Raw genomic sequence first — 13,518 nt, 5'->3', positions numbered from 1 at the left:
AAGCGCTGCTGGACGGCAAGAGCAAACACAACGCCCAACCCAAACTGCTAATCGCCCCAGGGCATTCGGCGACCCAGGCGGTGGCCACCGCCATGGATGCTTTGGCCGGCAAGTTGCGGGCGATCGCCATCATCGACGGCCCGAACACCACCGATGAGGCGGTGATGGCCTACGCCCTGGAGTTCGGCAGCAAGCGCATTTATATGGTCGACCCTGGCGTCAAGTACTGGGACACCGTCACCAGTGCCACGGTCGATGCGCCGGCCTCGGCGTGGGTCGCTGGGCTTTTTGCCTGGACCGATGCGAATTACGGTTACTGGGCGTCACCGTCGAACAAGGAGTTTGTCGGTATCACTGGCACCACGCGCCCGATCGAATACCTGGACGGCGACGAAACCTGCCGGGCCAACCTGCTGAATAACGCGAACGTCTCCACGATTCTGCGTGACGGCGGTTATCGCCTGTGGGGCAACCGCACGTTGTCCAGCGATCCGAAATGGTCGTTCGTCACCCGCGTGCGGACCTGCGACATCCTGATGGATGCGATCCAGGCGGGGCACAAATGGGCAGTCGATCGCTCGATCACCAAAACTTATGTGCAGGACGTGACCGAGGGTCTTCAGGCGTTTATGCGCGACCAGAAAAACGCCGGCGCGGTGATCAACTTCGAAGTCTACGCGGACAAGGAAAAGAACACGGCCAGCCAAATCGAGCAGGGCAAAATTTACTGGCGCATCCGGTTTACCGACGTGCCGCCGGCAGAAAACCCGAATTTCCTCATTGAAGTCACCAACGAATGGCTGACCGAAGTTCTTGAAACCGCCTAAGGGGCCTGCGCAATGATTCCTCAAGTTCTCTCCAACATGAACGCCTTTGTCGACGGTGTGAGTTTTGCCGGCGACGTGCCAACACTGTCGCTGCCCAAGCTGACCCAAAAGACCGATGACTATCAGGGCGGCGGCATGTCCGCCCCGATCGAGATGGCCATGGGTCTGGAAAAGCTGGAAGCGGCGTTTACCACCAACGGCGTGCGCCGTGAGTCGCTGAAGTACTTCGGGCTGGCCGACCAGACCGCTTGCAGCATCGTTTTTCGGGGTGCCTTCCGGGGCCTGAAAGGCGCGGTGACGCCGGTGGTCGTCACCCTGCGCGGCGGTATCAAAGAGGTCGATATGGGCGACTGGAAGCCGGGCGACAAGGCGGAAATCAAACACGCGATCAAGGCCGTTTATTACAAGCTCGAAATCGATGGTCGGGTGATGTACGAAATCGACCCGCTCAACATGATTCAGGTGATCGATGGTGTCGATCAACTGGCCGCAGAACGCTCGGCCGTCGGCCTCTAAGGACTAAACGAACATGACTCAAGTAACCCAAGAAACCACCGATCCAACCTTGCCGAAGTGGCTGAAAGTGAGCGACGAGAGCGTGATCGTGACGCTTCGATATCCGACCCTGATCAGCGGCGTATTGACCGATGCGGTGACCATACGGGCGCCGAGCGTCAAGGACTGGCGCGCGTCCAAGATCGCCGGCAATGGTGATTATGAAAAACAGGAACTGTCATTGTTTAGCAGCCTGACCGGGCTCTCAGAGCCGGATCTGTTGTCCCTGAAATACAAGGACTACCAGCGCCTTTCGGCGGGCTATTTTCGCCTGGTCGACGAAGACGACGTTTAACGCCGTCACGCTCAGGGCGACGGCCCAACGCTTGGCAAAGGAAACAGGATTTTCCGCTGCCGAGATTGAGGGCCTGCCCTTTGATCAGATGCTGTGGTGGCTCACGGATTGAGCCGCCATTGAACCCTTCGACGTATAGGGCACGCACATGGCGAATAAACTCGCGCTCGGCCTGGTCATTGGTGGGGCCGTCAGCTCCACCGTGGGCTCGGCGTTCAAGGATGTCACCAGTCGCATCAAGCGCCTGGAGGCGGAAGGCAAAAAAGCCCGGGTGCTGGAAAAGACCATTGGCGACACCATGCGCCTGCGCGATGAATGGCGTCGGGCGCACATGGCGGGCGAGAAAGGCGCTTCGGCGCTGCAAAAGCAGCTGGAGAACAATCTTAACAGCCTGAAAAAAGAAGGCGTTGAAGTTCGCAACCTGACCAAAGCCTATACGGCGATGGGACGCGTGGCGCAAAAGGCCGAGCTGAAAGCCAAAGGTCACCAGCAACTCGACGAAGGCAAACAGAATCTCAGAAGCAGTGTCGGTCAAGCGGTGGCCGCCACGGCGGCGATGGCGATACCGACCAAGGTCAGCGCAGAATTTGGCGCAATCATTCGCGACATTGCGATCAAGTCGAACATTGCCAATGACCCCAAAGAAGCGCAGATGTCGAAAAAGATCATCGACACTTCGCGTGACACGGGGATGGCGCGTAATCAGGTGGCCGAGGTGGTCAACGCCCTGGTAGGTGCCGGCATGGAGCTGGACAAGGCGCTGGCTTATGCCCCGACCGCCGCCAAGTTTGCCGTGGGGCAGGGTTCGGACGGCGGCGAAACGGCGCGCATGATCAACGCCCTGGGGCAGAACGCCAAGATCACCGACCCGGCCATGATGCAAAAGGCCCTGGAGGCGATCGCCTATCAAGGGCAGGCGGGTAGTTTTGAAGCGGCCGACATGGCGCGTTGGTTTCCTGAATTGCTGGCCGGTATGGGCAAACTCGGTATCACCGGCATGGATTCGGTGACGCAACTGGGCGCCATGCTTCAGGTGCAAATGAAGACCGCCGGCGGCTCGGATGAAGCGGCCAACAACCTCAAAAACTGGATGGAAAAAATCGGCTCCGGGGATACGGTCGACGCCTATAAAAAGGCCGGGATTGACTATCAGGCGTCGATGAATACCGGCCTGCAGAATGGCAAGTCCACTTTGGAATCCAGCTTTGATCTGGCCCAAAAATACATCGCGGCCACCGATCCGAAGAAGGCCGCCGCCATGGCCGAGGCCACGGCGAAGATCAGCAAGGAAGCGGACCCGGAAAAAGCCAAGGCCATGCTCGAATCGCTGGAGAAGGCCTTGCGCACCGGTGACCTGTTCGCTGACATGCAGGTCAAGGGCGCGCTGACGGCGTTCATGCAGAACAAGGAACTGTACGCCAGTCTGAAAAAGGATTCGGCCAGTGCCACCGGGATCTTGGACAAGAACCTGGAGGAACGCCGGCAGTCGTCGGCGCAAAAATGGTCGGAAATGGCCCAGGGCATGGATGACGCCATGCGCGCGATCGGCGACGCGTTCCGGCCGGTCACGGACAAGGTGGCGGATGGCATCACCTACGTCGCCCAGGGGTTGAGCAAACTGTCGGATGAGTCGCCCAAGGTGGTGACGGGCATCGGCGCGGCTGTGGCGGCGGTGATCGCCTTTCAGAGCGCAATGAGCACGTTCAAGATCGCCAAGGGATTGCTGAACATCGGTCGCGGTTCACTGATGGGCAATCCGAACATTCCGCAAAAGGTGATCGTGGTCGGAGGCGGTGGCGGCGGGGGTGGCGGTCTGGATGCTGGCGATCTGGACAGCGACGGTAAGCGTGACAAGAAGGGCCGCCGTGGCGGTAAAGCCGGCAAGTTGGGCAGCACGGCCGGCGCCGCCGGTTCGGTCGGGCGTGCGGTCAGTGGTATCGGCAAAACCGTGGCGACAGGCGTAAAGGGACCGGCGATTTTCGCGGTCGTTGAAGCCGGTATGAAAGCCAAAGACACCTACGACAGCGCGGTGACGCAAGAAGAAAAAGCCGAAGGGTACGGCGCGGCTGCCGGTGGTCTGGCGGGTACGCTGGCCGGGGCGGCGGCGGGCGCGGCAATCGGTTCCGCGGTGCCGGTGATTGGCACCATTGTCGGCGGTTTGATTGGCGGTTATCTCGGCAGCATGGGCGGTGATGCCCTGGGCAGTGTCGTCGGTAAGTCGATGTTTGGCACGCCTGACGACCTGAAGCGGATGCCGGCCGCCGGTCCGTTGATGATGGCCAATGCCGGCAAGGACATCCCGCCGGTGCTGGGCGGGATTGCCCAGTCCTTTGCCCCGTCGACTACCGGCCCGTTGATGCTGGCCAATCCCGGCAAAGGTACAGGGTTGGGGTCCAGTGTCGCCGCCACGCAAGCGGCGGCACCGGTCATGCCATCGGCGCCGCCGGTGTCGTATGACCCGCGCGACCTCAATTCGAAGGACGCCATGCTGCTGCCGCACTTTGCCAACAAGGTACGTTTCCCGGGCTCCGAACTACGCCGGCCAAAGGTGATTCGTTCGGGGCTGGAAGATCCTGCGCCGCAACCGGGTGAGGCGGCGAAAGCCATGATGTTGCCCCCGGCCAGCGCGGACGCGGCGGCCGGGGCGCTGGTCAAGCCCATGGCGGTGGCCCCGGTGGCGCCCAAAGTCGAATCGAATGTGGCGATTCAGGCGCCGTTTTCGCTGACGGTCAACGGTGACGTCAAGGACGCGGCGCAGTTGTACGGCCAGCTCAAGCCATTGCTCGATCAGCACTATCGCGACATGGCCAAGCAGATGGGGAGCAGTCAGCTCTATGACGCGCCGCACGTTTAATCAGGAGGGCATATGCCTGCATTGGAACAGTTACAGTCGGGGTTGAAATACCTGGCCTCGGCCGGGGAAACCGGGCGGCGCAGCCTAGACGGCATGCTGGGACCGGTGAATGGCGCGATCGGCGAAATCACCGGCGCCGCGTCCGAGCTGGAGTGCTTGCCCTTTGTCGGTCCGGCGGTCGGTGCCAAATTGCAACGGGTCATGCGCGGGGTCAATGCGGCGCAGGCGAAGGTCGGGCAGGTGGTGGCCATGTACGGCACGGCCACCCGCGCGCTGTCGCAAATTGACGAGCGTATGGGGGTGCTCAAGGAACAGGCGAGCAAGGCGGCGACGGCGATCAACAAGATCGCCGGCAAGGTCAGTCCGTCGTTGGCCAACATCGTGCCCACGGGCGCTTTCGCCACGGATCAGACGCCGGCGCCGGAGGCGGTCAAGCCGTTTCCGCATCTGCTGATCATCCAGCCGGAAGACCCCAAGGCACAGCCGTATTTCTTCAACCTCGACACGGCGGCCTTTGATGAGCTGCGTCGCTCGACTGAATTCCGCTGGGCTTCTCAAGAGCGCCTGTCGCGGCGTCCAGCCCAGCAATGCGTCGGTATGGGCGACGAAAAAATCACGCTCAAGGGCGCGATTTTCCCGGGCTTCAAGGGTGGTCTTAAGCAGCTCGACACGTTGCGCACGCTCGGCGCCCAGCTCAAGCCGCTGACGTTGACCACGGGTTATGGCGACGCGCTCGGCACCTGGTGCCTGAAAAGCGTCGAGGAAGAACAAAGCTCGCTGATGCAGGGCGGTATCCCCCGTAAACAGGGCTTCACTCTGGAGTTTGTGCGCTATGGCGACGACATGCAGAACGTCTAACGGGGATCTGCTGGACACCATCTGCCATAACTTCTATGGCCACCTCAACGGTAGCGTAGAGGCGGTCCTTGATGTCAATCAGGGGTTGGCCGATGAGCCGCAACCGTACCGCGACGGTGTGGTGATCGTGTTGCCGAATCTGCCGGCGCCTGCGCAAGAGCAAGTGACCTTGTGGGACTGACGCCGTCCGGCGTGTCGCCGGCGAATCATCGCGTTACGCGTAACGAACCATTCCCGCCCTAAGCCCGCTTTGTGCGGGCTTTCTTTTGGAAAAAATCCATGACCCCCATGTTTCGCATCGTGGCCGACGGCGCCGATATCACCGGCTTGATCAATGATCGGCTGATCCAGCTCAGTACCACCGACAAGCCTGGCATGGATTCGGACACGTTCGAGCTGCGCATTGATGACCGTGACGGGCAAGTGACGCTGCCCCGGCGCGGCGTCGGGATCGAGGTCTACTTGGGCTATGCCGAGACGGGGCTGGCTCGCTTGGGGCGTTACGTGGTCGATGGGGTTTCGGTGTCCGGTTCGCCGGATACCATCGTGATCAAGGGCAAGGCCAGCGACATGCGCGGCAGTGGCAAGACCATTCGGAGCGGGAGTTGGGAGGATGTGCCGCTGTCGAAGATCGTCGGCGACATCGCCGCGCGTAACGGTTGGGCGGCGGTGTGTCCGGTGTCGACGAAGGTCGCCCGGGCGGACCAGCTCGGCGAATCCGACTTCAATTTCATCACGCGCCTGGCTAAGCAATACGACTGCACGGCCAAGGTCGCGGACGGCAGTTTGCTGGTGATGCCGCGTCAAGGCGGGCAGACGGCCAGCGGCAAAACTTTCGGTGCGATCACCCTGACGCGCAGAGACGTGAGCCGCTGGCAATTCAACCTCGACGATCGCAACACGCACAAAACGGTCGGGGCCAAACATCAAGACAAGAAGACCGGAAAGCTGGTGGTCGTGGCCTTGGACAATGACGACCTGCCGGATGGCCTGCCGGCGGTGCATACCGATCGCCATATCTACCACAACAAAACCGCTGCCGAGTCCGCCGCCAAGGCTCGGTTGGCCGCGTTCAACCGATCGAGCGCCGGCGTGCGCCTTGAAATGGAAGGCCGCACGGATCTGTTTGCCGAGCGCTCGATCATTGCCCAGGGATTCAAGGTCGGTCTTGATGGTGAATACCTGATCGACTCGGTCGAGCAGTTGTATACCCAAGCCGGCTGGTCGACCACCGTTGAATGCAACGGCGGCAAAACCGGCAAAGCCAAGGCCAAAGGCAAGAAACCGAAGAAGGAGGCGAAGCCGCTCAAAGTCGTGACCCTGTAACCGCGCAACTGCGCATCCCGGCCGCTATGTGCGGTTTTTTTATGCCTGGAGTTTGTATGTCTGTTACCGAGCAACAACTGCAACGCATCATGCCGAACGCCCGCCGCCAAGCGGGCGTTTATGTATCGGCCCTCAATACGGCGATGGCCCATCGTCAGATCAACACACCGAAACGCCAAGCGGTATTTCTCGCCCAGGTCGGGCATGAGTCCGGTCAACTGCAGTATGTCCGTGAGCTGGGCGGCAATCAGTACCTGAGCAAATACGACACCGGCAACCTGGCCGCGAATCTGGGTAACACGCCGGAAGCGGACGGTGATGGCCAGCGCTATCGCGGTCGCGGTCTGATCCAAATCACCGGTCACAACAATTATCTGCGTTGCAGCTTGGCGCTGTTTGATGATGAGCGCCTTCTGCGCACGCCTGAAATGCTGGAGCTGCCGCAATGGGCCGCCGAGTCGGCTGCCTGGTTTTGGTGGGTGCGTGAGCTGAACGCTCTGGCAGACAAGGATGAATTCGAGGCGATAACCCGCAAGATCAACGGCGGCCTCAACGGCCTACAGGATCGGCTGGAGTTATGGGGCCGGGCGAGGGCGGTGTTATGCGTCTCGTCGACCTGATCCCAGCGCCGTATCGACTGCTGGCCATCGGCTTGCTGCTGAGTGCTTTGGCCGGTGGATCTGCCGCGCTGGCCTGGCAGGTTCAGGACTGGCGCTACAGTCTGCGACTTGAGCAACAAGCCCGGCTGCAGACGGAAGCCCTCAACCGACAGATGTTAGCGGCGGCGACCCTGCAACAGGCCGAGCAGGACAAACGCCTGGTGCTGGAGCAACGGCTGTCCGCCAGTGAGCAAACCCATTACCGAGTCTTGAGCGATGCCCAACGTGATCAAGGTCGCCTGCGTGACCGTCTTGCCACTGCTGATCTGCGCCTGTCAGTCCTACTCGACACCACCCCGTCCGCCAGCGGTGGCGCAGTGTCAGCCAATCCCTCAACCAGCGGCGTGGTTCATGGCCCCACAAGAGCCCAACTTGACCCAGCGCATGCTCAAAGAATTATCGGCATCACCGATGCCGGCGACCAAGGACTGATCGCATTGGCGGCCTGTCAGGCGTACGCCAAAGAAATATCAACACCGAAGTGAAAAAGAGCGGCCGGGCTGGATGCGTCAACATCCAACTCGACCGCCGTCCCTGCAGATTGTCCCTGCAAGTCCAGCCAAGGCTCTTACTCCGTGCACGAAGCGCGGCGAGCCTAGCACCTGTTCATTCATACAGTAAAGGTCTTGCTCTCAATGTCTACACCCATCATCCCTTGGATGGGCGGCAAACGCCGCCTGGCCGACCGCCTCATTCCGCTTTTTCCGCCTCACGAATGCTACGTTGAAGTCTTTGCCGGCGGTGCCGCGTTGTACTTCATGCGACCCCAGGCCGCGCCGATTGAAGTCCTTAATGACATCAACGGCGACCTGGTCACGCTGTACCGCGTCGTGCAGAACCACTTGGAAGAATTCGTGCGCCAGTTCAAATGGGCGCTGAGTTCGCGCCAGGTGTTCGAATGGCAGAAAATGACCCGCCCCGAAACCCTCACCGACATCCAGCGCGCCGCCCGTTTCTTCTACCTGCAGCACCATGCCTTCGCCGGCAGGGTCTCCTGTCAGACGTTCGGCACGGCGACGACTGCACCGGCCATCAATCTGTTGCGGATCGAGGAAAACCTCTCGGCCGCTTGGCAGCGTCTGTCTGGCACCTACGTCGAACACCTTCCCTGGCTTGAATGCGCTGAACGCTACGACCGAGCACACACCTTTCATTACATGGACCCACCTTACTGGCAGACCGCCGGGTACGGGGTCGACTTTCCGTTCGAGAACTACGAACGGATGGCCGACTTCATGCGCCGCTGCAAAGGCAAGGTGATGGTCAGCATCAACGATCATCTGGATATCCGCCGTGTATTCGAGGGCTTTCATTTCGAGACCTTGGACATTCGCTACACCACGACTAACCAGCGGCAGGGAAAGGCCGACGTCAGTGGCGAATTAGTGATCATGAATTGGGAGCCGGCGGCATTAGGTGGGCTGTTCTGATTACCAAAGCTGCAAACTGGCGAGCAAGGTAATCAACGTATTTAGAAAACGAATTGTCTCAATGTAGGCTATCAATAACAGTGGTCCGGTCATGTTTTTCACTCGTAGGTGTACGTCGCCTCAATTGTTGAGGTGGCGTGTTCTTATATGTGGGGCTGACGAGTGAGAACATACCGCCTAGTGAATAAGTGTGTCAAATAACTGCGAGTTTTTTTGAAATGTTTTTTGGGTGCGGTCGTGTTGTCGAGTGCTCATCTGTGCGGGGGATGGTTGAGTACGTAAGTGCGTAAGTGCGTAAGTAATAGGTGCGTAGCTACGAAGGCGCTGAAGCACCAAAGCACCAAAGCACCAGAGTGAAAAAGTGACATAGTTGAAAAAAGTGACAAAGTGACAAAGTGACAAAGTGACAAAAGTGACAAAGTGACAAAGTGACAAAGTGACGAAACAATAAAGTGACGAAACAACAAAACAACTAAACAACAAGGTGTTCAATTGCAAAGGTGAAAAGGGAGGTGTTTTGCGGATAATAAGATAATAAGATAATAAGATAATAAGATAATAAGATAATAAGATAATAAGATAATAAGATAATAAGATAATAAGATAATAAGATAATAATTCTTGGCGAGATGGCGGAAAGGTAGCGGGCTCGCAAGCTATTGGGTTTAGTTCGGCTTTAGTGTTTCGTTGACGGGGTAGCGCCCAATGGTTTGATGCATTGGGCAGGTCCTAGACCAGGTTGATTCTCACCCTTTAAAGCCTGGCAGGCCTTGTGCGATGCGCCAATCCTTCACAGTCTTTGTAACACCGGCTGGGGAGTTGTCCGCGCCTGGTTCCGGGTAGTAGATCAAGTCAGACCCTGCGGGATGCTGGCTGATTTTCTCGAAATGCAGCAGCAGCAAATCGGCTCGGTCATCTGTCTTCGCCTGAGCGTCCTCTTTCGCGAGTTCGGCCAGCAGCCCCATGAACTCTGCTTCGGTGTACTCCGTGATGCTATTTTTCGCGAGGTTATCTGTCATGGTTGGTCTATTCGTTCCGATGAATATCAATGTGGTTTTTTGGCGTGTTGACCCGCAGGTTGTCAACGTCATAAACGCCGCCGCCCTCTGAAACCTTGTCCAGGTGGTGCAGCTCGTAGGACAGTCTAGCCCCGGCCCGGTCTGCTTTTCTCACTCTCGGAGCCCTGCCTGTTCTCATACGGTCGACGTTCTGAGAGACGAATTGATCAGCCACCCCAGATGCCGAGACGGCTTCCCAGAGGGCAGATCGGAATGAGTCGAAGCTCTTGAAGTCACGTCCTCTTAGCGCATCAGCCACTTCTGTTGGAATGGGAACCCCCATCCCTGAACTCGCCCCAATCAACCATATACCCGCGATGTCTGCACCTTGGCCGGTGGCGGTGCCAGGTGTCTTTCGGACGTTCATCACAATGTAAAGCGGCTGCACTCCCGAGTCGGCCGGGAACACGAGGATGAAATCTTTGTACTCTGGCGGGTAGATTGGATTGACAATGATATTATCAGCCTGTTCGCTCGGCGGATAAATCCAGATTTGCGGGGATTGTGGTGCTCCCTCAAGCGGGGGGATGCCTGTTGTGCTGGACGGGTCAACGGCGGGCGTCCATATCAGCGTGACGCCATCACCAAAATCTGCCACTTGATGAGAGTCCTGAATCTCGAATTGGACCACAGGGATCATTTCCCACTCGCGGCGTTTCTGAGTGTTGTAGCCGTAACCCCTCAGGGTCCCATCGGCTTGTTGCTCGACGTGTAATCGAACGCGGGTTCGTCCTTGCTTGAGTGATTGCAGCTGCTGGTCGGTGTACAGGCTGCCATCAGCTAGGTTAGAGGGCCACAGCAATGCAACTATGCCTATCAAGAAACCAGCACCAACGCCGGCCGCAGCGGCGCCGGCGCCACTGGCAACGCTTGTTGTACCAGCTCCAGTCCCTGCTATCGCTGCCCCCGCCGTACAAAGGCCTCCGCAGGAGGCAGCGGCGGAGGCCATGGACATCCCGCCAATGGCCATGGAACCTAAGGCGGTGGGCAACGCACTGCCGCTGATCTTCTTGAGTTGGGTATTTCCCCCGGCGTCAGTGTCACGCCCGCCCAATATCGTGAAATTACCGTATTCACTGACGGCACTGGTGGGGATAAAGCCTGACGGATCGGTGTAGTCAATTATCCCGTCTGGCAGATTGCAGTTCTTGGTGAAGACACAGCCCGCTGTTGATTGCGTGGCGGTCTTGGGTTGGCTCGCGCGCTGATCTTCATAGGACTGCTGTCGGGCCAGCATGTCGTCGTAGGATTTTTGTAATGCGTCCCGTTCTGCCAATTCGGTGGCAGTCATGAATCGATAGGTGACGTGATGCCCGTCACCTGACGGTGGGTTCTTAACCCGTGGTATGTCCTTGTTGCCAGCCATGAGCGTCCCTGTCTCCTGAAACGAGTGGGCGCGACGTTACTTCATGTGGGCAGGAATGAATGTAGGACATATCCTAAACATGCCCTGAACATTCGGAGAATATGATCCAGCGCTGATTGCCTGGTGGCGTCAGACACGCAGGTCGCTTATTGGATTTATCAACTCCGGTCCATGATTGCGGACGTTGCCCACTGCTCGATCAACCTTGAACCACTCGAACGCCTCGGTTGGCTCGCCCTGGAGCAACACCATTTGCTCGGCGTGTTCTTTCGGCGTGCCTGGGTCAAGCCATTCGCGAGCCAGTTCCGGCGACAACGTCACTGGGCGTCTGTCATGGATGTCGACCATGCCACCTGCGCTATCAGCGGTGATGATCACGAAGCCGTCGTGCTCGCCTGGCGGGTGCTCTGCGTTGGGGTACTGGCCAATCGCGGCACACAGGATCGGTGCGCGGTCTTTCCGGCGAATGAGATAGGGCTGTTTCTTCGGCCCGCCTTCATCGACCCATTCGAACCAGTTGTTGATCGCAATGATTGCCCGGTGCGGCCAGATCGCGCGGAAGAATGGGCCGTGGGCGACTTTCTCTACTCGAGCATTGATCGGCGCGGCGCGGTCCTTGGCCCAGTGCGGCCGCCAGCCCCACCGCACCATGTCGGCGTGCAGGTATTGGCCTTCCTGGTGGAAGATCGCGAGCTGAGCGGTCGGTGCGGCGTTGTAGCTCGCGAAGGGTTGATCGCCGGTGTTATTGACCAGTGCATTGGGCATGCTCAGCGCCGCAACGAAGTCGTGGATGCCGTCGTACTGCGAAAGTCGTCCGCACATGGTCGCGTCCTCAGGTTAAATACTGAGCTTAGATGATCGTTTTTGGACCTGGGGTTAGGCCGTCTAGTAGCCCGCGAAGCCGTTCGACTTCCCGCTTGTAGCCTCGCGCTGTTATGCCAAGGTCGTACAGTTCCTTGCGAACGTGTGCGAGTTGTCCGGCCCGCTCCCGGAGATTGCTCATTGCTTCATCGCGTTGCGCCGATGCCTCGTCGTACATTCTCACAAGGCCGAAGATATTCTCCCGAGCGGTACGCAGTTGTAGATTCAGCTCTTGGACTTCGTTTTCCAGCATCAGCTTGTAATGGGTGATGGTTTCCAGTTCGGTCGGGCAGCCGAGCCAGTCCGACGTATCTTGAATTTCGAGAGGGTCCACGATCGCACCTTATTGACGCTGTATCTATATACAGTATCCGAGGCGGATGTATTACGCCTAGGTGGAAGCGACGAACAGAGGGGCGAGGAGTTCGGCAAGGAATGGCACTCTGTTTTCGAATGGGGCAAAAATGGGGCAAGTCGTACGCCAATCAATGCCACTTAATGCCAAACGAACAAATAGCGCCAGATGTCAAATGAGCCCTACATCCCTTTAAACACGGGGCTGTAGGGCTTTTACTCGGTAGTACTCCAGCACAATCGGCGTGTGGTGGGCAGGCTTTCAACCGTTATGGAATGAGGTGTCTTACATCTGCGAAGCTGATACCGGCCAGCGCGGCGCGGTTCGTATGAGGTGGATCACCAGGTAGTGAATAACCGAAGGGGTATCCCTCGTGCGCGTTCTTGAACGCGAGAAAACAAATGTCTTGTTGGTGATCATTAATCAGGGCGCGGGCTTGTTCTTCACTGAGCCCAGGTGTCCGCAGCAGAACATGGAAGGTCTCTTCTTCAGTGCCCGAAGTGAGACAGAGGTAGCCGTCCTCGCCCAGTGATTGGATAAGTTCAATCTTTGAAGGCGGATGAGGTGTCAACAAATGCTCAATGCTTTCGAGCGGCTGAAGACCCAACTGGTATTCAATGATTAGTCGGGTATGGCGTCCATTGGTGCCATAGCCTCCTGTCAGCCTGTCAACGTTTTTAACGATCTGGTCAATCGACACGCCCTCGTCTCGCTGGAATATTACCCACTGGCTTTCGGTTGTTCCTGGACGGAAAGGGTTTCTTAAGTTGACAGCCTTCTGCATACAAACCTCCGGTGTTCGTCAGTTCACGTTTGGGAGCTGAGACTACCATCTTCGCTGATTTGTTAGCTCCGGGTATGCAGTGAATATTGTGCTGATCAGCCGACAAGACGCGGCGATGATTCGGAGGACTGTGCGTGTGCGGCCTGGTGTCTGTTCAAAACTCTGGCGTCTGCGAAAAACAGAAACAGACACCTTAACAGACACCTTGTTGACGTGGGGTAGGCTGGAGGCCTTGAAAACAGTGGAGCGGGTGAAGGGAATCGAACCCTCGTTTTCAGCTTGGGAAGATG

15 protein-coding genes are annotated in these 13,518 nt (G+C 58.2%); 10 read left to right on the top strand and 5 right to left on the bottom strand.

The features are described from left to right. The 10 genes from ACQKP4_RS21980 to ACQKP4_RS21935 all read left to right on the top strand — a co-directional run. On the top strand, window positions 1-827 hold an 827-nt coding region (locus tag ACQKP4_RS21980; protein ID WP_427635704.1), incomplete at its 5' end, for a phage tail sheath family protein. 12 nt (window positions 828-839) lie between these two features. Further along, on the top strand, window positions 840-1,343 hold the full coding sequence (locus ACQKP4_RS21975; RefSeq protein WP_427635703.1) for a phage major tail tube protein: 504 nt from the start codon (window positions 840-842) through the stop codon (window positions 1,341-1,343). Between the two features lie 13 nt (window positions 1,344-1,356). Further along, window positions 1,357-1,677, top strand: a complete 321-nt coding sequence (locus tag ACQKP4_RS21970) for a phage tail assembly protein (protein ID WP_427635702.1) — start codon at window positions 1,357-1,359, stop codon at window positions 1,675-1,677. A 148-nt stretch (window positions 1,678-1,825) separates the two neighbouring features. After that, complete coding sequence (locus ACQKP4_RS21965) at window positions 1,826-4,531, top strand: phage tail tape measure protein (protein WP_427635701.1); 2,706 nt, start codon at window positions 1,826-1,828, stop codon at window positions 4,529-4,531. Between the two features lie 12 nt (window positions 4,532-4,543). Then, complete coding sequence (locus ACQKP4_RS21960) at window positions 4,544-5,389, top strand: phage tail protein (RefSeq protein WP_427635700.1); 846 nt, start codon at window positions 4,544-4,546, stop codon at window positions 5,387-5,389. Next, complete coding sequence (locus ACQKP4_RS21955) at window positions 5,364-5,570, top strand: tail protein X (RefSeq protein ID WP_427635699.1); 207 nt, start codon at window positions 5,364-5,366, stop codon at window positions 5,568-5,570. Before ACQKP4_RS21960 ends, ACQKP4_RS21955 begins: the two co-directional genes overlap by 26 nt. A 98-nt stretch (window positions 5,571-5,668) precedes the next feature. Continuing rightward, on the top strand, window positions 5,669-6,715 hold the full coding sequence (locus ACQKP4_RS21950) for a phage late control D family protein (RefSeq protein ID WP_427635698.1): 1,047 nt from the start codon (window positions 5,669-5,671) through the stop codon (window positions 6,713-6,715). 56 nt (window positions 6,716-6,771) lie between these two features. Continuing rightward, the gene (locus tag ACQKP4_RS21945) at window positions 6,772-7,335 is read left to right on the top strand and encodes a glycoside hydrolase family 19 protein (RefSeq protein WP_427635697.1); all 564 of its coding nucleotides are present in this window, start codon (window positions 6,772-6,774) and stop codon (window positions 7,333-7,335) included. Further along, on the top strand, window positions 7,317-7,859 hold the full coding sequence (locus ACQKP4_RS21940) for a lysis protein (protein WP_427635696.1): 543 nt from the start codon (window positions 7,317-7,319) through the stop codon (window positions 7,857-7,859). The genes ACQKP4_RS21945 and ACQKP4_RS21940 overlap by 19 nt, the downstream gene beginning before the upstream one ends. 150 nt (window positions 7,860-8,009) lie before the next feature. Continuing rightward, entirely contained in the window at window positions 8,010-8,804 is a 795-nt protein-coding gene (locus ACQKP4_RS21935) for a DNA adenine methylase (protein WP_427635695.1), read from the top strand. Between the two features lie 746 nt (window positions 8,805-9,550). Here ACQKP4_RS21935 and ACQKP4_RS21930 read toward each other — a convergent pair. The 5 genes from ACQKP4_RS21930 to ACQKP4_RS21910 all read right to left on the bottom strand — a co-directional run bounded on the left by ACQKP4_RS21930 (window position 9,551) and on the right by ACQKP4_RS21910 (window position 13,228). Then, complete coding sequence (locus tag ACQKP4_RS21930; RefSeq protein ID WP_427635694.1) at window positions 9,551-9,823, bottom strand: bacteriocin immunity protein; 273 nt, start codon at window positions 9,821-9,823, stop codon at window positions 9,551-9,553. Window positions 9,824-9,830: 7 nt separating this feature from the next. After that, window positions 9,831-11,228, bottom strand: coding sequence for an S-type pyocin domain-containing protein (locus tag ACQKP4_RS21925; RefSeq protein ID WP_427635693.1), 1,398 nt, complete (start codon window positions 11,226-11,228; stop codon window positions 9,831-9,833). A 129-nt stretch (window positions 11,229-11,357) separates the two neighbouring features. Then, window positions 11,358-12,050: an SOS response-associated peptidase gene (locus ACQKP4_RS21920; protein ID WP_427635692.1), complete on the bottom strand. Its 693-nt coding sequence runs from the start codon at window positions 12,048-12,050 to the stop codon at window positions 11,358-11,360. Between the two features lie 28 nt (window positions 12,051-12,078). Then, the gene (locus ACQKP4_RS21915; protein ID WP_427635691.1) at window positions 12,079-12,423 is read right to left on the bottom strand and encodes a hypothetical protein; all 345 of its coding nucleotides are present in this window, start codon (window positions 12,421-12,423) and stop codon (window positions 12,079-12,081) included. Between the two features lie 289 nt (window positions 12,424-12,712). Further along, window positions 12,713-13,228 (bottom strand): hypothetical protein, encoded by a 516-nt coding sequence (locus ACQKP4_RS21910; RefSeq protein ID WP_427635690.1) that lies wholly within the window; start codon window positions 13,226-13,228, stop codon window positions 12,713-12,715. Between the last annotated feature and the right edge of the window lie 290 nt (window positions 13,229-13,518).

Origin of the sequence: Pseudomonas sp. NPDC086278, assembly GCF_050280905.1 — a bacterium.
Lineage (GTDB): Bacteria > Pseudomonadota > Gammaproteobacteria > Pseudomonadales > Pseudomonadaceae > Aquipseudomonas.
This window is presented reverse-complemented; position numbering and strand designations above follow the sequence as displayed.